General features: G+C 56.5%; 15 protein-coding genes. 6 read left to right on the top strand and 9 right to left on the bottom strand.

What is annotated here, in order from left to right:
• Positions 1-1,590, bottom strand: a 1,590-nt coding sequence (locus IQ254_RS11465; protein ID WP_193966292.1) for a DUF3370 domain-containing protein, incomplete at its 3' end; no start/stop codon positions are given.
• 310 nt (positions 1,591-1,900) lie between these two features.
• Positions 1,901-4,723 (bottom strand): zinc-dependent metalloprotease, encoded by a 2,823-nt coding sequence (locus tag IQ254_RS11460; protein ID WP_193966291.1) that lies wholly within the window; start codon positions 4,721-4,723, stop codon positions 1,901-1,903.
• Between the two features lie 104 nt (positions 4,724-4,827).
• Here IQ254_RS11460 and purN point away from each other — a divergent pair, with 104 nt between their 5' ends.
• Complete coding sequence (purN, locus tag IQ254_RS11455) at positions 4,828-5,463, top strand: phosphoribosylglycinamide formyltransferase (protein ID WP_193966290.1); 636 nt, start codon at positions 4,828-4,830, stop codon at positions 5,461-5,463.
• A gap of 63 nt (positions 5,464-5,526) precedes the next feature.
• Here the strand turns inward: purN and IQ254_RS11450 are convergent, their stop codons facing one another.
• Both IQ254_RS11450 and leuC read right to left on the bottom strand, forming a co-directional pair.
• Complete coding sequence (locus tag IQ254_RS11450) at positions 5,527-6,213, bottom strand: Crp/Fnr family transcriptional regulator (protein ID WP_193966289.1); 687 nt, start codon at positions 6,211-6,213, stop codon at positions 5,527-5,529.
• Between the two features lie 278 nt (positions 6,214-6,491).
• Positions 6,492-7,904 (bottom strand): 3-isopropylmalate dehydratase large subunit, encoded by a 1,413-nt coding sequence (leuC, locus tag IQ254_RS11445; protein WP_193966288.1) that lies wholly within the window; start codon positions 7,902-7,904, stop codon positions 6,492-6,494.
• A gap of 301 nt (positions 7,905-8,205) precedes the next feature.
• Here leuC and IQ254_RS11440 point away from each other — a divergent pair, with 301 nt between their 5' ends.
• Positions 8,206-8,541, top strand: a complete 336-nt coding sequence (locus IQ254_RS11440) for a hypothetical protein (RefSeq protein WP_193966287.1) — start codon at positions 8,206-8,208, stop codon at positions 8,539-8,541.
• 43 nt (positions 8,542-8,584) lie between these two features.
• On the opposite strand, the gene mnmH is transcribed toward IQ254_RS11440, so the two are convergent.
• The 3 genes from mnmH to IQ254_RS11425 are packed head-to-tail and all read right to left on the bottom strand — an operon-like array spanning position 8,585 to position 10,914.
• The gene (gene mnmH / locus IQ254_RS11435; protein ID WP_193966286.1) at positions 8,585-9,661 is read right to left on the bottom strand and encodes a tRNA 2-selenouridine(34) synthase MnmH; all 1,077 of its coding nucleotides are present in this window, start codon (positions 9,659-9,661) and stop codon (positions 8,585-8,587) included.
• A 27-nt stretch (positions 9,662-9,688) separates the two neighbouring features.
• A complete protein-coding gene (locus IQ254_RS11430) occupies positions 9,689-10,462 on the bottom strand; it encodes a DUF429 domain-containing protein (RefSeq protein ID WP_193966285.1) in 774 nt (257 codons plus the stop codon).
• Positions 10,459-10,914, bottom strand: coding sequence for a cupin domain-containing protein (locus tag IQ254_RS11425; protein WP_193966284.1), 456 nt, complete (start codon positions 10,912-10,914; stop codon positions 10,459-10,461). Before IQ254_RS11425 ends, IQ254_RS11430 begins: the two co-directional genes overlap by 4 nt.
• A gap of 52 nt (positions 10,915-10,966) precedes the next feature.
• Between IQ254_RS11425 and argS the strand changes: the two genes are divergently transcribed.
• Positions 10,967-12,724, top strand: a complete 1,758-nt coding sequence (argS, locus tag IQ254_RS11420) for an arginine--tRNA ligase (protein WP_193966283.1) — start codon at positions 10,967-10,969, stop codon at positions 12,722-12,724.
• Between the two features lie 107 nt (positions 12,725-12,831).
• Here argS and IQ254_RS11415 read toward each other — a convergent pair whose 3' ends face one another.
• Both IQ254_RS11415 and hisD read right to left on the bottom strand, forming a co-directional pair.
• A complete protein-coding gene (locus IQ254_RS11415) occupies positions 12,832-14,475 on the bottom strand; it encodes a CTP synthase (protein WP_193966282.1) in 1,644 nt (547 codons plus the stop codon).
• Between the two features lie 328 nt (positions 14,476-14,803).
• The gene (hisD, locus tag IQ254_RS11410; RefSeq protein ID WP_193966281.1) at positions 14,804-16,129 is read right to left on the bottom strand and encodes a histidinol dehydrogenase; all 1,326 of its coding nucleotides are present in this window, start codon (positions 16,127-16,129) and stop codon (positions 14,804-14,806) included.
• A 211-nt stretch (positions 16,130-16,340) separates the two neighbouring features.
• On the opposite strand from hisD, the gene rpsT reads away from it, so the two are divergent.
• The 3 genes from rpsT to rpoB all read left to right on the top strand — a co-directional run bounded on the left by rpsT (position 16,341) and on the right by rpoB (position 20,957).
• Entirely contained in the window at positions 16,341-16,643 is a 303-nt protein-coding gene (gene rpsT / locus IQ254_RS11405) for a 30S ribosomal protein S20 (RefSeq protein WP_193966280.1), read from the top strand.
• Between the two features lie 56 nt (positions 16,644-16,699).
• Complete coding sequence (locus IQ254_RS11400; protein ID WP_193966279.1) at positions 16,700-17,539, top strand: TatD family hydrolase; 840 nt, start codon at positions 16,700-16,702, stop codon at positions 17,537-17,539.
• Positions 17,540-17,648: 109 nt separating this feature from the next.
• The gene (gene rpoB / locus IQ254_RS11395; protein ID WP_193966278.1) at positions 17,649-20,957 is read left to right on the top strand and encodes a DNA-directed RNA polymerase subunit beta; all 3,309 of its coding nucleotides are present in this window, start codon (positions 17,649-17,651) and stop codon (positions 20,955-20,957) included.
• Positions 20,958-21,093: the final 136 nt, after the last annotated feature.

Here is a 21,093-nt window from a genome sequence, read left to right as displayed (position 1 = left end):
GGGTACTCCTATGGTGTTAGTGTCAGCTTCAAACAGCTCGGGAGCTCCCCCATTCAGCAGCGTAATCACCTGGGGCGGCGTCGCATCGGGGGGATAAATTAAATCAATCTCTAAATCCTGGCGAGCCTCAGCCGGAATGTTGAGGCGTAGCAAGGGTTCACTTTCCTGGCCACGGCGCTGCACCAAATGAACATAATGGGTGCGCTCTAGGCCCATCTGGTTTTTAAACTTCAAACGCAGAGTGCCTCGATAGAATATTCGGTCATCGGGCGGACGGCGAAATCGTAGCCCCTGGGTTAGGTCTTCGTCGCGCAGGGGGGTCTGAAACTTAAGGGTAACGGTCTGTTCAGAGTCACGGCTGTTGTATAAGGGTAGCTTGAGGCTATAACGCACGCCATAGTTACCGTGGGCCCGATAGGCCGTATCAGGGTAGCGGGCTACCATGGGTGCACTCTGAATTTGTCCTGTGCCAAAGGTATTGCGATCAACAGAGCTGACTACGTAGGAAAAGGCATTTCCAGGTTCTGGAATCGTCAGCACATCGGCGTCAGGCGAGTCAGTCAGCGTCGCTTTCCAGGTGGAACCTTTGGCCACCCCGGCAACGCGGCCATAGTAAAATCGCCCAAATTGATAGGCTTCTGGGTCGGTGGGAGGAATATCTCGAGGACCAGCTAGGTCACCCTGCTTGAGTACTTGGAGCCAATCTTGTAGCGACGGCACCCGCTCATTGCCGTTGGGTAAAACATCGGCGTAGCGGGCTAGGCTAGCCATATGCACAGGGCCGCTGCTAGACAGGTACATCATGGCGGTGCGCCCGTTGCTGGGCACGGGACGTGGAGGGGCCACCATCTCGTGCGCTCCTGTTTCGGTGTTGATTTGGGCGGCGGCGGCGGTCAGGGTGACGGGGCGCACCGGAGGCTTAGGAATTGCGCTGCCTTGGGGATAGCTGCCGTTAACCGGAACCGTGAGCTGCCGCAGGGGAATAGGGGTATTCATGAGAATTTGCACATGACCCGGTGGGATAGTGATGCGATCGGGCCAGTGCGATTGATTGGCACCCCGCAGAATATCGGTGGTAGTGCGGCTACCTGGGCCAGCATAGACACTGCCGTTGGTGCTGAGGCGGGCATCGGGTAGGTTGATGAAGGGAGCCTCTTGACTTAGATAGCTAACTCCTTGGTTAATGGTGATATCGACGGGTTCACTGCCGGGGTTGTAGACCACCACTGCCATAAACAAGGTGCGACGATCGTCGGGATTAATGCCCCGGGCAATGTGGTGGGCAAAGATATCAAAACGACCCTCAAAGGCGTAGTTGAGATGGGCATCGGGGTGAGCCATACCATCTTTGGGAAACGTAGATAGCAGAATGCCGTTCTGCTGAACTACTTCGGGGCTGTTGCTATTGAACACCGGGATATCATCGAGGCCGCCAGGTAACGGGCGCACTTCTTGATAGCGGATGACCTCAGCATAGGAACCGTTATGGGGAATAACGACTGTTTGAGTCTCAATGGGCGGAGTAGTTTCACCCTGGGATAGTTGAGCAAACAGTGGAGACAGGGTGATAGCGGCTAACGCACTCAGCATGGATAACCCGTGGAACGACCAAAATACACTAATAGATTCAGTGTGCCCAGGTAGAAGAGTCCTGAAGCAGTAGATGGAACCCTTATGACAATCGGCTTTGAACTCGATCGCCAGCAGAGTAGGAGACGTAGCCCATAGACCACAGTGACAAAGAACAACCTAGGGGTGTACAGGATAGCATTCGCCATCGATCACCAATGGTGGAATCACTGATACCACATTAGCCCGATCTACAATACCACCTAAGAGGACAGGGTATTGGGGACTAATTTTTGGAAAAATGTTGGGTTTTGATAGATTTTGTGCCAAATTATTGACCCTGTAGGGGGGCATCCAGTACCTTGGCGATGCGATCGCCTATATCTTCTAAGTAGGCCAACGTGGCGATGTCGAGGCGTTGGCCCCGGCGGCGACGGTATTGGGCGATCGCATCCTGTAGCTGACCCAGCTGGTAGCGAGCCAGTATCCGAGCTTCTTCGGGTGCCCCAGCGGTAAACTCCTGGGCTACGAAGCCGAACAGATCGGTTACGCCCTCGCCAGAACCGTGGTTGCGTAGCACTAGGCTGGTTAAGGTATTCAGGTGGTGTCGCTGTAGCCCCTGCCTCAGGCTAGAGATGGAGGCTGATGCAGCGGGGGGATTGAATACCTCGGCCCAGATAGCTTGACCCAGGGTGTCAAACAGCTCGGCCATCGTAAAGCGATCTGCCCCCTGCTGGTTAAATTCGCTATCGCGCAGCCGTAGCAGCCGGTAGCCGTCGAGCAAGTTGCTGAGGGTAAAGGCCTGGGTGATTAAGATGCGATCGTAAATTGGGTAATCGATGCGATCGACAAAGGGGTCTTGGCCCCAGTGCAGCCATCGACTAGGGGCGAGGCGATTGACGAGATCTGGTGACAGAGTCAGGGCGTCGGGGGCAAATACCTGTTGATTGAGCACGGCTAGGGCACGGCGCTGGTCGGCGGCGGCGATGGGCTCGAAGGCCGCCTGACCCCGCGAATTCCAAGGATCGGTGCGGGTAAAGCGCTGCCCCCCGATGTAGTTGGCAATGATATCGGCCTGGATGTCGTAGTGCAGAAAGACTAGATTGACTTGCTGCCGCAGCTGGCCGTAGCCGTCTCCTGGGTTGATCGAGAACCAGTCTAGCCTGTCCCAGATGGCTTTAGCGATCGCCATTTGGCCCTCGGCATAGCCCAGCGGATCAGCGCTCATATCCCAGGCATTGGCGGTGGGGTCAAGCAGGGAATAGGCATCTTCATCGGGGGCGTAGGCTAGCTCGGGGGGCCCCGAACGGTCGGCGATGGCTTGTACTTCCCATTGAGCCGTGAGGCGTTGGTTGGCGGGGCGGTAGCCGTACTCAATGGCCCAGCGATCGTAGGGGCCGAGCTGAGTGGGGAAGTAGTCACCTTGGCTGTCGCCTGGTGCGGCTAGGTTCGGGGGGAGGTAGTCCATGACTGAGCTGACCATGCCTTGGGCTTGGGTGATTGTGGTGTCATTCAGGTCTGCCGGCGACAGCAGGGTACTCCCCAAAAAGTTGTGCCGCAATCCCAGTACGTGGCCGACTTCGTGGGCGGTGATTACCCGCAGGTACTGTTGAATGTAGGCATCCTTGGCCGCTCGCGTAGAAAAGGGTGGAGCCAGTGTGGTAACCGCTAACGTACCAAAGGCATTTGCTTGGCTGCCCCGCAGAGCGGCGCAGGAACTGACTCCATCGAGCGGTGGGAGCGCAGCGTTGGGGCTATGGCTGGAGGCGGCCTGCTGGAGACGAGACCGGAGGCGATCGGTCAGGGGATGGGCACAGGGAGGCATCTGGTTGACCGCTGCCGGTGCCGACAGGGCCAGGGTTTCATACTCGAGGCTGAGGTCGCTGACAATACTGGCATCGAGCACCACGTCGGCATCGAGAATTTCCCCCGTCAGCGGATTGATGCGTGAGGGGCCTAGACCGCTGGCCCATGGATAGAGCGAGTCTGACCAGCGAATTACGTTGTAGCGCACATCAGCAGGGTCCCAATCGGCGTTGGCGGGCATCTGGCGCACTTCAATGGCCTGGGTAAACCCAGCCTGCTCAAAGGCAACATTCCACCACTCAATGCCATCGCGGATGGCCGCTCGGTAGGGCTGGGGAATAGTGTTTTCGAGCCAAAACACCAGGGGAGTTTTGGGGGGAGAAAGGGTGGCGGTAGGCTCCTGTTTCTCCAGATGCCAGCGGCTAATATAGCGCACAAAGGGATCTGCGCTACCGGGTCGGCCCGGGGTTCGGTAGGCCGTGAGGAAGTAGCCAACGCGCTCGTCGGCCAGCCGCGGTTGAAACGTTGGATGGTTGGGAATCACGGATAGGCTATAGCGTACTCGTAAACTAAAGCCTCGGGCGTCGGGGATGCTTGTCAGCCCCAGGGCCAAGGGAGACTCCGTTCCGCCGCCAGAAAATCCCAGTACGGTCTCAAGCTCAATATTTTCGGGAAAGGCTTTCATCGGCCCTAGATAGGATGCTTCGCTGTTAACGGCGTAGCTGCCTAACACCCAGGGGAACTGGACTGAGAGATTAGCTGGGTCGCGGCTGATGAGAAAATCTTTGAGGTCGATGAGAATCTCGCCGGTTTCATCGTCGATGGCCTGGATGGGTAGGGTGGTCAGGACTGAGTCACCGAAGGATTCTTGCCGCAGCTGCTGGGTCTGGGGGCGAGGGCTGCGAAAGTAGATGTTAGGGATGGCTACCTGAATGCGATAGTCGGGGATTTGGCGAAACTGGATCATGAAATCGTTGACGGGCCAGCCGCGAAATAGCCCGAGCTCGCCTAACCCCGACTCTAGGTTGGCCATAAATAGCAGGTTTTGGTTGAGCTGCTCTGGCTTAATGCCCAGCATTGCTCGGTTACGCTCAAGGTCGTGGTAAAGAGTGAAAAGCCCTGCCGATACAGTTAGCTCGTTAACGACGTCTGCGAAGGGCTTGAGGCTACTAGCGCCAGCATCAGGAGTTGTCGGCGTCTCTGGGGCGTCATTGTCGGTAGGCGATTTGTCGATTTGAGCATAGTGGGGGGCTTGAGAAATATCTATGGCCATTCCCTGGCTGCTGTGCCCGACGGAGATAGCGACGGCGATCGCAAGCCCCCAGAGAAAAATCAGTCCTAGCCGCATGCCTCGATTCACCAACGGCACTCCTTTCTCCCTAACCCAGGGGATTTTTATGTTGTCATATGATAGTCCTCATTCCCCGATTTCCTGCTGCCATTTCTGACGCCATGCTAGAAACTCCCGAGGCTATGATTTCGCCGCCGTTGCCAACGGTTTGGCCTCGCTTTAGGCAACCGTTGCGGTTGGGGGTGATGGCCTCGGGGGCCGGTACCAATTTGGCGGCGATCGCCCAGAGTATCCAATCTGGCCAGCTCCATGCTCAGATTCAGGTGGTGGTGTACAACAATCCCCAGGCTGGTGTCGCTGTGCGATCGACGCGGTTAGGATTGCCTACGGTGCTGCTCAACCATCGAGACTATGCCAGTCGCGAAGCCCTCGACGGAGATATTGTGCAAGCTCTTCAGGCTCACGATGTGGACTGGGTGATTATGGCTGGCTGGCTGCGCTGTGTGACATCGGTCTTAATCGACGCCTTTCCGCAGCGAATTTTGAATATCCACCCCAGCCTGCTGCCCAGCTTCCCCGGTCTCAAAGCTGTAGAGCAGGCTTTGGCGGCGGGGGTGACGCTATCGGGCTGTACGGTTCACCACGTCGAACTGGCTGTTGACAGTGGCCCGGTTGTGATGCAAGCAGCTGTGCCTGTGCAGATGCAAGATACGGCGGTTACCCTCCAGGCGCGCATTCAAACGCAGGAGCACCGCATCTACCCAGCGGCGATCGCTCTGGCCGCCATGGGCGGCTAAATCTCCTCAGGTCGGAACCATAGTCTGGCCTGGCAAGTTGGGGCCAATCAGCTCATCAAACCACTAGCGCCGGATGATCGGGGTGATCAGCTGATTGGCCGGAAATCGAGGATCGAGCCGCAGCACTACATGACGCTGGTCGATAGTGAGCCAGCCTTCGAGCTTAAAGTCTTTGAGCAAACGTGTAACGGTGACCCGGGTGGTGCCAATGGCCGTCGCCAACTGGTGGTGGGTCAGCCGCATAGGAATGCGAATGCCGCTGGGTTCAACCTGGCCAAAGTCTTTGGCCAGCATGAGTAAGAACTGCTGCAGGCGATCGGCGACCAGGCGCTTGCCCGAGAGAGCAAGCCATGCTTCAGCCTGCTGCATCCGTAGGGTCACATTGCGGAACATGCCTGCCATCAGCACGGATGACCCCTCGATCTCGGCCATCGGTAACGTCAGCACATCTACATCGGTGAGGGCATTTGCCCAGTAGGGGTCGACAGTGGTCAAGGGTAAACCCACCGGCATGGACGGCCCAGCCAGGCCCAGGAGCGTTTCGCTACCGTCTTGCTGAATAGTAAATAGCTGCACAACACCGCGACAAATGATTAACACTTCATCCTCCCGTAGCGGGATCGATCGCCCGGCTCCGTAGAAGACCAGAGCGCGCTCTCGATATAACTGCTCTAGGAGCTGGATAAAGGTTTGGTGGCTGTGGGAGTCAAGGGGGGAATTGCGGGTAGCAGACGTTGCGATTACAGACACAGAAGTACCTAGAGTTCACCCAGGTAGGCTGCCAGATCGGCCACAGTCATCGACAACTAGCTCATCTGTGGCGCTTAGTCAGTGCCTAGGCTGCCAACGGCCCAGACCCCATGTTCCTAGCAACGTTCCCAAGCCCATGGTCAACGCCCGACATTAAGAAACTGCCCACCTTAGGTTAAGGCTGGGCAAATAGCTCATTAAAACTTGTGATTTGCCGCACTAATTGAGCCTATTTTGGCTGTTTGCAATACTACCCCTGGGAGAAAACTGGAGCAGCCTTAGGAGGCAGTTATATAGTCACGTACATCAGTCACCTGACCGGCCACAGCCGCTGCGGCCACCATGGCTGGGCTCATGAGTAGAGTGCGCCCTGAGGCAGAGCCCTGACGCCCCTTGAAGTTGCGGTTAGACGATGAGGCGCTAATCTGTCGTCCCTGGAGTTTGTCTGGGTTCATCGCCAGACACATCGAGCATCCTGCCTCTCGCCACTCAAAGCCCGCAGCGGTAAAGACCTGATCGAGCCCTTCGGCCTCAGCCTCCTGCTTGACTCGTTCTGAACCAGGTACCACAAAGGCTTTCACACCTGTGGCGACGGTGCGTCCTTGGGCTACCTTAGCGGCTTCTCGCAGATCGCTGAGCCGCCCGTTGGTGCAGCTGCCAATAAAGCACACGTCGATGGCCGTACCCTTAATCCTTTGGCCAGGGGTAAAGTCCATATAGGCAAAGGCTTCTTGGGCCAGTACCTGCTCGTCGTCCGGCAGGCTTTCGAGGGCAGGCATCGTTTCATCCACGCCGAGGCCCTGGCCAGGGGTAATGCCCCAGGTAACGGTGGGGGCAATGTCAGCGGCATCGAAGACCACCACGTTGTCGTACTGAGCATCGGTATCGCTGCGTAGGGTGTTCCACCAGCTGACGGCCTCATCCCATGCCGTTCCTTGGGGGGCAAAATCGCGCCCCTGTAGGTAGTCATAGGTAGTTGGGTCAGGGTTGACGTAGCCGCAGCGGGCCCCGCCTTCGATTGCCATATTGCACAGGGTCATCCGCTCTTCCATCGACATGGCTTCAATGGTGGTACCTGCAAATTCGTAGGCATAGCCCACGCCGCCCTTGACTCCGAGTTTACGGATGATATGTAGGACAACATCTTTGGCGTAGACACCGGAGGAGAGTTCTCCGTTGACCTCGATGCGGCGAACCTTAAGTTTGCCTAGGGCGAGGGTCTGGGAGGCTAGCACGTCGCGCACCTGGCTGGTGCCGATGCCAAAGGCGATCGCCCCAAAAGCGCCGTGGGTCGAGGTATGACTGTCGCCGCAGGCAATGGTCATACCGGGTTGAGTCAACCCCTGCTCGGGGGCGATCACATGGACAATGCCTTGGCTACCGGAGCCAATGTTGTAAAAGCGGATGCCGTGTTCCTGGCAGTTTTGCTCTAGCGCTTGCATCATGGCTTCGGCCAGGGGGTCAGCAAAGGGACGGGCCTGGCTTTCGGTCGGCACGATGTGGTCTACGGTGGCGACGGTGCGCTGGGGATACATGACTTTTAGCTGCCGCTCGCGCACCATGGCAAAGGCCTGGGGGCTGGTGACCTCATGGACCAGATGCAGACCAATGAAGAGCTGGGTCTGCCCCGATGACAAGGTGCCAACGGTGTGTAAATCCCAAACTTTGTCGAATAGCGTACCCTTACTCATGGCAGACCTGTGGGGCAATAGTGTTTGAAGTAGAGGCGAACCGGACGATGGCGATCGCATGGTCAAGTCTCTTATTCTAGCCCAAAGCCTTCCCTCCATTGCTCCCCACAGCTTCTGCCTAAAGACCTAGAACGTACCTCTATCCGGAGATTCTTGGTGCCCCTTGATCAGTCCTTTACTATCTACTGATAGATTTCAAGCCCAGTGTGGCTGAGGCGCTGAGCCGAGGGTTCATCCCATGTGCTTAGGTTAAGTCGCGCGGGTGCTACAGTCAGTTGGTTCGATTCACAGGAGATATGTCATGGGTTTTCTAGGCAAGCTATTTGGCAAAAAAGAAGAAGAAAAAGCGCAGGCTACCCCTAGCGTCAATGTTAAGCAGGCGGCTTCTGCGGCTCAGATTGACCCGGCTAAGGTGGGCTTAGATGGCAAGTTTGATGAAAGCGGTCTGGCTAAGCGGGTGGCTAAGGCCTTTGACGATGCAGGGCTGTCTGACAATGTGGGGCTTTGGGTCGCCCAAACTGGCTCTACCGTAGTGCTGAAGTACAACCCTGATGCTGCGGGTGTGCTGGAGCAAGCTAAGAAAATCGCCATGACCGTCGATGGTGCGACAAGCGTGACGGCTGAGCCCAATTCCTAGCCCTCAAGTCTGGGAAACGAGCCGGTGTCATCGACCTAATCCGCTAATGTGGGCACAGCTGCGGCCAGCGCTCGACTAAAAGCCGGGCGCTGGCCGCAGGCGACAAACCACTGACATCGAGTTTGGGAATTGCTCGATGGCGTCGCTCCAGATCGTGGCGGTAGGCGCGATCGTAATAGTCCAAGATTATGGCGCAGGCGGCTCGCAGATTGCCGATCTGGATATGCTGCACCGCCGTCTGGGTGCGATCGCCCCCCAACCGCTTGCGAATGCGTTCGGTGGCGTCAACCAGCTCAGCGGTAGCGGCTTCGCCGTAGATATCTACCAGTAGATCGAGACGTTCGTCGAGCGATCGCACCACCTCAATGGCCGGGGCTGCCTCCATCTGGGTAAACAACTCGTTGGGAATGCGGCAGGTACCCACCCGACGGCTCTCCGCCTCTAGCCAGATCGGGCGTTGCCCCTTTGGGGTCAGTCCTTGACTATCGAGTGGGAACTTGGCCCACTGCTCGGCCAGCAAATTTTCGTAGTGCTCGGTGGAGGGCTGGGGCGGCAGCAGCAGTGCCCCAAAGCTGCTGCCGCGATGGTGGGCTAGGGCCTCTAAATCCAGCACGGGTTCCCCTAGATCGGCTAGCGCTTGCAAAATTAAGGTCTTACCGCTGCCGGTCATGCCGCCTAAAATCGCGATCGGCTTGGGTATTGCCAGGGTCTCGCGCACCCAGCGGCGGTAGGCTTTATAGCCGCCCGCTAGGGTGTAAACCGTGAACCCGGCCAGTTCCAAAATCCAGCCCATGCCGCCGCTGCGCATGCCGCCGCGCCAGCAGTGCACCCGCAACTGGCGATGCCGAAACGGATCGCTTTGCGAATCGGGGGCTAGTGCCCGGGCCGTGCGAATGAACTCGCCGCACTTGGGGCCAGCGATGTCGAACCCCAACTCTACCGCCGAGTCGCGGCCCACCTGCTTGTAGCAGGTACCCACCTGGGCGCGCTCGGTATCGCTAAAAAGCGGAAAGCTCACTGCCCCAGGAATGTGCCCCTGGGCATATTCTCCCGGACTGCGCACATCCAGAATCGGGCCAGAGCCTTGCAGAAAATCATCAATATCGAGGGGCTTTGGCATGGGCGAGTGGAGGAAATTTCTGGGTTCCTAAGGCTTTAGTGTAGCGGGCTGGGGCGGCCCGTTAACCGGAGCCGGTACGACGATGTAGCCCTCGGCAACATCGCCCAATACCCAATTTCGTTCTCTGCCCCAATACCACCAGTGGGCGGCAGCATAGGCGCAGGTAAGGCTATCGAGCTGGTCTTCCACGGCCTTCATCGCTTTCCCGGTGGTGGGAATTTCCGGCAAATTGGATTCCTTCAGGGTCAAAGCAGGCTCCAGGGTGGGCAGCACTGAGAGCTGGTACTGTCGCAGCTTTTCCAGTTCGGGACGACGCTGGGCCAAGGTACCTTTTTTGTACTTCAGAATCCGGCTCAGACCAAATAGGTGCACCGTCACCGGATGGGGGAAAACCTCGAGCTGAAACCGTCCCTGGGGCTGGGGGTTGGTGTCGGGCTGATGCCGAAAGCCCAGGTCTTCCAACGCTAGACCAAAGGCAATGAGTTTTTCTGCAAAGGGTCGGCCCCGGTTGGCCGGGTAGCAGCCCGCGTCGTAGCGGCCAAAGTACTTGTGGGCCAGGCGATCGGGCAGGCGCATCCCGGTCTCATTGGGGATTAGCGTCGGTGCATCCACAGCGACCACGGCGTTGGTGGACCCGTCAGCCCAGTGGGCAATCCAGGCCAGAATATCGTCTACGCTTTGGATGCGATCGAGCGCCACTAGCCGGAGAGTGCCGCATTCTAGACTGAGGCAGCACAATCCTGTCGGGCCACTTTGCCAACCCAGATCGACGCCAAGAAATCGGTGATAGACCGCGCTCATTCCTCTAAAGTCACATACTCTCGCCGCTCGCCCCGGCGATACATGCGAGTGTTGATTTTGGGATAGTCGCAAATGTCAAACTCTAGCCGCAGGCCACCCACCAGGTAGACTAGGTCCTCGGCAAAGGGGTTGCTGAGGCTGTGGGCCGGGCCGCCGGTGACAAAGCCCATAAAATCGCCCGGGCCCACTTCTACGGTCTCCTCGCCAATTTCGGCCACCCCGCGCCCCGAGAGAATGTAGATAAACTCTTCTTCGGCCTGGTGCAGGTGGTGCTGGGTCGAATCGTGGCCAGGCTCGACCCGCACCAGGTGAACACCTAGATACTGCAATCCGGTTTCGTCGCCCAGCGACTTACCGTGGCGGATTGCCCTAGGATTGAGAGGATGCACAAAGATAGATTCGGGTAGCGCTGCGATCGCACTAGCTGGCAACAGCGGGTTAGAACTCGGCATAGGCGGCTTAAAACTAGGGAGATCTTCGGACAGGGGTTAGGGTCAACACACTATGAAGTCTACACTTGCACAACTCGCCGCCCGGTTTGACCAGGCGCTGGTCGTCGCCTTTGGCAACGACCTGGCTGGTACCGACCCCATGCTGGTGCCCACCAGCAACCCCAAGTTTGGCGACTACCAGGCCAACCTGGCCATGGCGCTGGCCAAGCCCCTGCAGCAAAAACCCCGCGATATCGCCGCCCAAATTGTTGCACAACTCGACGTTAGCGACCTGTGTGAGCCGCCCGAAATTGCTGGCCCTGGCTTTATCAATCTGCGCTTTAAAACCCAGTATTTAGAAGACCAACTCCGGGCCATGCAGACTGACCCACGACTGGGAGTGGCCCCTACCGCCCACCCCCAAAAGGTCATCGTTGATTTTTCAGCACCAAATATTGCCAAGGAGATGCATGTAGGTCACCTGCGGTCTACCATCATCGGTGACTCCATTGCCCGAGTACAGGAGTTTATGGGCCATGACGTGCTGCGTCTCAACCACGTCGGCGACTGGGGCACCCAGTTTGGCATGCTGATTACCCATCTCAAAGAAGCCTGCCCCGAGGCGCTGGAGGCTGGAGGCAACGTCGATATCGGCGATCTGGTGGCGTTCTACAAAGAAGCCAAAAAACGCTTCGATACCGACGACGACTTCAAGACTCGCTCCCGCGAGGCCGTCGTCAGCTTGCAGTCCGGGGAACCCACCGCCCGCAAAGCCTGGGAAGCTCTGTGCGAGCAGTCTCGACAGGAGTTCCAAAAGCTCTATGACCGTCTCGACATTACGATTCAGGAACGGGGTGAGTCGTTCTACAATTCCTTTTTGCCCGATGTCGTGAAAGATTTAGCCCAGCAGGGTCTGCTGGTCGAAGACCAGGGCGCTCAGGTTGTCTTTGTGGATGGCTTCACCAATAAAGACGGCGACCCCCTGCCGCTGATCATTCAAAAATCCGACGGCGGCTATAACTATGCCACCACAGACCTGGCGGCCATTCGCTACCGCACCCAGCAAGACGGGGCCGAGCGCGTGCTCTACGTGGTCGATGCCGGGCAGGGCAACCATTTCGCCCAGGTGTTTCAGGTGGCAGCCAAGGCGGGTTGGATTCCGGCTGAGGTCAAACTCACCCACGTACCGTTTGGCGTGGTGCAGGGCGAAGACGGCAAAAAGTTCAAAACCCGCTCCGGTGAAACGATCCGGCTCAGGGATCTGCTGGATGAAGCAGTCAGCCGCGCTCGCACAGACCTGGAAACCCGTATTCAAACCGAGGAGCGCGACGAAACCGAGGCATTTATTCAAAACGTGGCCGAAGCGGTGGGCATTGGCGCGGTCAAGTATGCGGACCTGAGCCAAAATCGCACCAGCAACTACATCTTTAGCTTTGATAAGATGCTGGCCCTGCAGGGCAACACCGCTCCCTACATGCTCTATGCCTACGTGCGGGTGCAGGGCATTAGCCGCAAGGGCGATGTCGACCTCGACCACCTGCCCGCCGAGGCTCGCATCCACCTCGAAGACGACAGCGAGTTTGCCCTGGCTCGTCATCTGCTTCAGCTCGACGAGGTGCTGGGGGAAGTGGCCCAAGAGCTTTATCCCAATCGCCTCTGCCAGTACTTGTTTGAGCTCAGCCAAAAGTTCAACCAGTTCTACGATCGCTGCTCTGTCCTGCAGGCCGACGAACCCCAGCGTACCTCTCGCCTGCTGCTGTGCGACCTGACCGCAAAAACCCTGAAACTAGGGTTAATGCTGCTCGGCATTCGGGTGCTGGAGCGGATGTGATATAACATCCAAATTAACCGGATTGCAGGGAATGAGCGCAGATTGAGCCCCTAACCTTGAGCGGTTCGCCTGCTCCAATGTTGTCCTGCGGTTAGAGCAAATCCAACCTAGCCCTCGACAGCCGCCCCCACTTCAACAGGGGTAGCTATCGGCATGGCTGTGCCTAAGGCGGCCTTCATCAGGCCTAAAAACAATGGATGGGGAGCGCTAGGTCGCGACTGAAACTCAGGGTGAAACTGACTGGCAATAAAGAAAGGATGGTTGGGTAGCTCAATGATCTCCACCAGACGACCGTCGGGGGAGGTGCCGCTAACGGTGTAGCCTGACTCCACAAATAGATTGCGATAGGCATTGTTAAATTCGTAGCGGTGGCGATGGCGTTCGTAGATGACTTCTTTGTCGTAGAGGCGTCGGGCTAAGGTGTCAGGCACCAGGCGGCAGGGGTAAAGGCCTAGGCGCATAGTACCGCCGAGATCGACGACATCCTGTTGCTCAGGCAGCAGACTAATCACTGGATTTGGAGTGTCTGGGGTGAATTCAGAACTATCGGCATGGTCTAGATGAGCCACATTGCAGGCCCACTCCACCACCGAACACTGCATTCCCAGGCACAGCCCCAGAAACGGAATATTTCGCTCTCGGGCGTACTGAATTGCCTGCACCTTGCCGCCAATGCCACGGGAACCAAACCCCCCGGGCACCAAAATACCATTGACACCGCTCAAGTAAGCCTCAGGGCCATCGCTCTCGATCTCTTCGGAGTTGACCCAGCGCACATTCAGGGCCGCACGATGGGCGATCGCAGCGTGCCGCAGGGCTTCGACTACCGATAGGTAGGCATCGTTAAGGCTAACGTACTTGCCTACGATGGCAATATCCACCGGGCGGCTAGAGCTATAAAGCCCTTCTACCAGAGCTTCCCAATGGCCCAAATGGGGGTGACGCTGATCGAGGGAAAGCATTTTCATCGCCTGGTGGGCCAATCCTTCCTGCTCAAGTTTGAGGGGCACCTCGTAGATGCTGCTGGCATCTTGGCAAGTAACCACTGCCTCGGCTGGCACGTCACAAAATTCGGCAATTTTTTCCTTCATGGGTTGAGGTAGCGGGCACTCGCAGCGGCACACCAAGATATCGGGCTGGATACCAATGGAGCGCAACTCTTTGACGGAGTGCTGGGTAGGCTTGGTTTTCAGCTCTCCGGCCGAAGCAATCCAGGGCACCAAGGTAACGTGCATGTAGAGCACATCCTGGCGGCCGACATCTTTGCGAAACTGGCGAATGGCCTCTAAAAACGGCAGCGATTCGATGTCGCCCACGGTGCCCCCAATCTCGGTAATCACGACATCGGGATTGGTGTTGCGTGCCACTCGATGAATGCGCTCCTTAATCTCGTTGGTGATATGGGGAATCACCTGGACAGTTCCCCCTTGATAGTCACCCCGCCGCTCTCGGTTAATCACGGCTTGGTAAATTGAGCCGGTAGTTACACTGTTGAGTCGCGACATCGCGGTATCGGTAAAGCGCTCGTAGTGACCCAGGTCAAGATCGGTCTCAGCGCCGTCTTCGGTGACGAACACCTCGCCATGCTGAAACGGGCTCATGGTGCCTGGGTCGACGTTGATATAGGGGTCAAGCTTGAGAATAGAGACAGAATAGTCGCGCGATTTAAGCAACCGACCCAGACTAGCCGCAACAATCCCTTTACCAATACTCGACACCACCCCGCCGGTTACAAATACAAATTTTGTCATAGCAGCTCAACCTAGACCCAGGAGCGTTAACCCGTTAATTGTGCCACAGGCTTTCAGCACCCAGTTAGAGAGCCAATTTTGGTAGTGCCCCATAGGTAAGGATGGCTGAATCCTATATGCAGCAAGGGATATCAAGTTTTACATCCTTCTCGAAGGCGCTAAGTATATATGCTCGTTGAGGGCTGGAACACTGATTCTCCCGTGGATTGTGGGTTGAAATCCTGTGAATAACCAGGATACTTCGGCACTCAGAAGCTAGCTTCATTGATCGAAACCCTTTCAGAAAGAGGATCATAACCATCCTTACCTTTTTAGGAGTACCCCAATTTTAAAGGTTTAGAGCACTGTCGCCATCATCATCTGACTGCACCCGGCGCTGTACTGAGTCGCCATGGGATGGCAGCCCCTCGGTGTCGGTCAGGACTGCGATCGCCTCAGCCACCCCCTGCAAAGCCTCAGGCGAATACTGGATTAAGCTGGAGTACTTCATAAAGGTTTCGGTGGACAGCGGCGAGGCGTAGCGAGCGGCGCCAGAGGTCGGCAACGTGTGGTTGGGGCCAGCTAAATAATCGCCCACTGCCTCAGGGGTAGAGTGGCCCAAAAAGATAGCTCCGGCATGGCGGATATGCTCCAGTAAATCCCAGGGCTCGGCTACCTCCAGCTGGAGATGTTCAGGGGCAAAGCCGTTGGAGAGGTCGGCCGCTATCTCCAAGCTGTCAACTACCACGGCTAGACCGTAGTTTGCGATCGCCTTTTCTGTCAGGGTTTGGCGCGGGTGCCCAGCTAGCTGACGATCAACTTCTATGGCCACCCGCTCCGCTAGGGGATCATGGGTCGTAATCAAAATAGCCGCTGCCATCGGGTCATGCTCTGCCTGGGCCAGCAAGTCAGCCGCCACATGGGCCGGATCAGCCGTATGGTCAGCAATCACCAGCACCTCGGAAGGACCTGCCAACGAATCAATACCCACGGTGCCAAATACCAGCTTTTTGGCCAAGGTGACATAAATATTGCCAGGTCCAGTAATCACATCCACCGCCGGGATGGTTTCGGTACCGTAGGCCAGCGCACCGATCGCTTGAGCGCCACCAATTCGATAGATCTCGGTAATCCCAGCCTCCTGGGCGGCCACCAACACCGCAGGGTTCACCGCGCCAGTCTTACCTGGCGGTGTCACCATCACCACGCGGGGAACCCCCGCCACCCGTGCTGGAACTGCGTTCATAATCACGGTGCTCGGATACGATGCCCGACCACCAGGTACATAAAGACCGGCGCGATCGATGGGGGTGTAGCGCTTGCCCAATACGACGCCATTGTCCTCAAACCGAACCCAGCTCTGGGGCAGACGCTGGCGATGAAAGGCCTCCACGTTTTTGCAAGCTAGACGAATAGCATCTAGCAGACCTTTGCTCACCTGCTGGTAAGCGGCATCGAGCTCAGCGCCCGACAATCGCAGGGTTTCTGCGTTTAGGCTGACCCCATCAAAGTCCGACGTATACTGAAAGAGAGCCTGATCCCCCTGACGCCGTATGGCGTGGAGAATTTCCCGTACCGTAGCTTCTTTGTGAACGACCTGATCGTCGTGGGTGCGAGCACAGATGCGCTGCAGCTCTGTCTTAGCCTCAGTTAGCTGATGGGTGATGCGCAGCATTACAGCCTAGGAATCAAAATGAGCCAGCCTGATGCGGGTATTCAGGAACCACCTAGGGCAACAGGGCAACCCAGGAAGCCGCTAGCATCAGTGTTCTAACATCCTAGTCGATCTGAAGACGAATTTGGGGGCAAACCAAAGTAATCAATTGGCCCATTTGGTGCTAACATACTTTATCCAGTCAATTGATCTTGTTAAGCTAGGGCGAACTGTGGCAAACATTAAGTCTGCACTGAAACGAATTGAAGTTGCCGAACGCAATCGGCTCCAGAATCGGTCTTATAAATCGGCGGTTAAGACCCTCACCAAAACCTACCTCGCCGCTGTCGATGCTCATCAGGCTAGCCCTGGTTCCGATACCCTCAAACAGGTAGAGGCTACCATGGCTAACGCTTACAGCAAGATTGACAAGGCCGTCAAGTGTGGCGTGCTTCATCCCAATACTGGTGCTCGTAAGAAGTCCCGTCTGGCCCGGGCCATCAAAGCTCAGGAGACCGCCGGGTCTGCTTCCTAGAGATGCTGGGGTGATTGCCCGTTAGGCTCCTGACCTTTCTTGTCGCTGCATTTGTTATGCCTCTGGTTGATACCCACGTACATCTCAACTTTGATACATTCGCTGGGGATCTTGACACACTAGCCCAGGCCTGGCGACAGGCCGGGGTTTTGGCTTTGGTACATTCCTGCGTGGAGCCGGGTGAGTTTGAGGCCATGCAGGGCATCGCCGACCAGATCCCAGAGTTATATTTGTCGATAGGGCTTCACCCCCTCGACATGGACAAATGGGACGATGCTACGGCCGCTCAGATCGCCGAGTTAGCGACCTCCGATCGCCGGGTTGTAGCCATCGGTGAAACTGGGCTTGACTTTTACAAGGCCAGTGATGAAGTCGTTCAGCGCGATGCCTTTTGGCGTCAGTTGCTGATTGCTCACAATCTGGGTCTGCCGGTCATCATTCACTGTCGGGATGCGGCTAGGGCTACTGCTGAAATGATTCGTGAATTTCAGCGTACCGTTGGCCCCATCACTGGAGTGATGCACTGCTGGGCAGGCACTCCAGCTGAGACCGAATGGTTCTTAGAGTTAGGGTTTTACATCAGCTTTAGCGGCATTGTCACGTTCAAGAATGCTCACCAGGTCAAAGCTGCGGCCCAGGCTGTACCCGACAATCGGCTGTTAGTTGAAACTGACTGTCCGTTTCTATCTCCAGAGCCCTGTCGCAAGGAGCGGCGTAATCAGCCTGCTTTTGTCTATCATGTGGCGGCCTATTTAGCTCAGCTACGTCAGGTCGATTTCGAAACCCTAGCTCAAACCACTACCCGTAATGCTTTGACTCTATTTGATTTGACTGAGCTACGTTTGTCTTTCTCTGCTGATATTGACTGCCCGCCCCAGCTAACCCCGGCAAGTTAGCTAGGCTTATTTGTTAGGGCGATCGCATCTGCCCGCCCGCCTTTCCCCTGTTCCAGACGCGTCGTTGATATTGGCCATCTGCATTTGGCCCACCTGCACTAGGAGACCCATGACTGAAACCACTGTTTACCAAGCTCCTCCCAACTTTGTTCTACCTGACCTGGTAGAAATTCAGCGGTCTAGTTTTCGCTGGTTCCTAGAAGAAGGATTGATTGAAGAGCTGGAAAGCTTTTCTCCGATCACCGACTACACCGGCAAGCTTGAGCTGCACTTTCTCGGTAAGCAGTACAAGCTCAAAAGTCCCAAGTACGATGTCGATGAGGCCAAGCGGCGGGATGCGACCTATGCCGTGCAGATGTACGTGCCGACCCGACTGATCAATAAAGAGACCGGTGAGATCAAAGAGCAGGAAGTCTTCATTGGGGATCTGCCGCTGATGACCGATCGCGGCACATTCATCATCAACGGTGCCGAGCGCGTAATCGTCAACCAAATTGTGCGCAGCCCTGGGGTCTACTACAAGGCCGAAACCGATAAAAATGGTCGCCGCACCTACAATGCCAACCTAATTCCCAACCGTGGAGCTTGGCTCAAGTTTGAGACCGATAAAAACGATCTGGTGTGGGTGCGCATTGATAAAACTCGCAAGCTGTCGGCCCAAGTACTGCTGAAGGCCCTGGGGCTGACCGATAACGAAATTTTCGACTCTCTACGGCATCCCGACTACTTCCAAAAAACCATCGAAAAAGAGGGCCAGTTCAGCGAAGAAGAGGCTCTGCTAGAGCTTTATCGCAAGCTGCGGCCCGGTGAACCGCCGACGGTAGCTGGCGGTGAGCAACTGCTGCACTCTCGCTTCTCAGATCCTAAGCGTTACGACCTGGGTCGAGTTGGTCGTTACAAGCTCAATCGCAAGCTGCGGCTGAACGTACCCGACGCAACCCGGGTGTTGACCCCCACTGATATCCTTTCGGCGATCGACTATCTCATCAATCTCGAGTTCGATATCGGCAGCATTGATGATATTGACCACTTGGGCAACCGCCGGGTGCGCTCTGTGGGTGAGCTACTGCAAAACCAGGTGCGAGTTGGGCTTAACCGTCTCGAGCGCATCATCCGAGAGCGCATGACTGTTTCTGACTCCGATTCCTTGACGCCGGCCTCCCTGGTCAACCCCAAACCCCTAGTGGCTGCCATCAAAGAATTCTTTGGTTCCAGCCAGCTTTCCCAGTTTATGGATCAAACCAATCCGCTGGCCGAGCTGACCCACAAGCGCCGCATCAGTGCCCTAGGCCCGGGTGGTCTGACTCGGGAACGAGCGGGCTTTGCCGTGCGGGATATTCACCCCTCCCACTATGGGCGTATTTGCCCGATTGAGACCCCAGAAGGCCCCAACGCGGGGCTAATCGGTTCCCTAGCCACCCATGCCCGGGTGAATGAGTTTGGCTTCATTGAGACTCCCTTTTTCAAAGCCGAGAATGGTCGGGTCTTTAAAGACGTCGAACCGATTTACATGACTGCCGATGAAGAAGATGACCTGCGGGTGGCCCCTGGTGACATTGCCACCGATGAAAATGGTTACATTATCGGTGACACCATTCCGGTGCGCTACCGCCAAGACTTTACTACCACCGACTCTACTGAGGTGGACTATGTAGCGGTGTCACCGGTACAAATTATCTCGGTGGCCACCTCGCTGATTCCGTTTCTCGAGCACGATGATGCCAACCGGGCGCTGATGGGTTCAAACATGCAGCGGCAGGCCGTGCCGCTGCTTAAGCCTGAGCGTCCTCTAGTCGGTACTGGGCTGGAGGCTCAGGCCGCACGGGACTCGGGCATGGTGATCATTAGCCACACCGACGGTGAAATTGTATATCTGGATGCGGATCTGATTAAGGTGCGCGATCCCGAAGGCAACGTCCATGGGTATGAGCTGCAAAAATATCAGCGCTCCAACCAAGACACCTGCCTCAACCAGCGGCCCATCGTGTTTCCTGGCGAAAGGGTGCAAGCAGGTCAGGTGTTGGCCGATGGCTCGGCCACCGAGGGGGGTGAACTGGCGTTAGGACAAAATATTCTTGTCGCCTACATGCCCTGGGAAGGCTACAACTACGAGGATGCCATTTTGCTCAGTGAGCGCATGGTGTTCGACGATGTTTACACCTCTATCCACGTTGAGAAGTTTGAAATTGAGGCCCGTCAGACCAAGCTTGGCCCCGAAGAGATTACCCGAGAAATCCCTAACGTCGGGGAAGACTCACTGCGCCAGCTGGATGAAACCGGCATTATTCGCATTGGAGCCTGGGTTGAGTCGGGGGACATTTTGGTGGGTAAGGTCACCCCCAAAGGTGAGTCTGATCAGCCCCCAGAAGAGAAGCTGTTACGGGCTATCTTTGGTGAAAAGGCACGGGACGTGAGGGATAACTCCCTGCGCGTGCCCAACGGTGAAAAAGGTCGCGTCGTCGATGTGCGCGTCTTTACCCGTGAGCAGGGGGATGAGCTGCCCCCGGGTGCCAATATGGTGGTGCGGGTCTATGTGGCCCAGAAACGTAAGATTCAGGTGGGCGACAAAATGGCTGGTCGCCACGGCAATAAGGGGATTATTTCCCGGATCTTGCCCACCGAGGATATGCCCTACCTGCCCGATGGGACTCCCCTGGATATCGTGCTCAACCCCCTGGGTGTGCCCTCTCGGATGAATGTAGGCCAGGTATTTGAGTGTCTATTGGGTTGGGCTGCTGACAACCTGGATGCCCGGTTTAAGGTGATTCCCTTTGACGAGATGTATGGCGAAGAGGCCTCCCGCAACTCCACCCACGGCAAGCTGATGGAGGCTCGGGAGACCACCGGTAATGACTGGGTCTTTAACCCCGACAACCCTGGGAAAATTCAGGTTTTCGACGGTCGTACCGGGGAGCCCTTTGATCATCCTGTCACTGTGGGGCGGGCCTATATGCTGAAGCTGGTGCATTTGGTTGACGACAAGATTCACGCTCGCTCTACGGGGCCTTACTCGTTGGTGACCCAGCAACCCCTGGGCGGCAAGGCCCAGCAGGGCGGTCAGCGTTTCGGTGAAATGGAGGTGTGGGCACTGGAAGCCTTTGGCGCCGCCTATACTCTGCAAGAATTGCTGACAGTGAAGTCGGACGATATGCAGGGTCGCAACGAAGCGCTGAATGCCATTGTCAAGGGCAAGTCGATCCCTCGTCCGGGTACTCCTGAATCCTTCAAAGTGCTGATGCGGGAATTGCAGTCTCTCTGTTTAGACATTGCGGTGCATAAGGTTGAGACTCGGGAAGATGGCACCAGCCGGGATACCGAGGTGGATCTGATGGCTGATGTTAATAGTCGACGCACGCCTTCTCGCCCTACCTATGAGTCGATTGCCCGGGAAGAAGATCTCGAGGAAGTTGAGGAATAGTCCACAGTATTCCTATCTTCTCTACTTTTGAATTGTGGTTGGGAGTGGTTGTGGTTTTGCGATCGCTCCTATGCCTGCCCCAGGGGTTGGTTAACCCCGCCCCCTTTAGATTGCGCTTACAAGGAAAACACTCAGC

The organism is Nodosilinea sp. LEGE 07088 (genome assembly GCF_015207395.1).
Taxonomy (GTDB): Bacteria; Cyanobacteriota; Cyanobacteriia; order Phormidesmidales; family Phormidesmidaceae; genus Nodosilinea.
The sequence above is the reverse complement of the archived record's forward strand: the minus strand, read 5'-3'. Positions and strand labels throughout refer to the sequence as shown.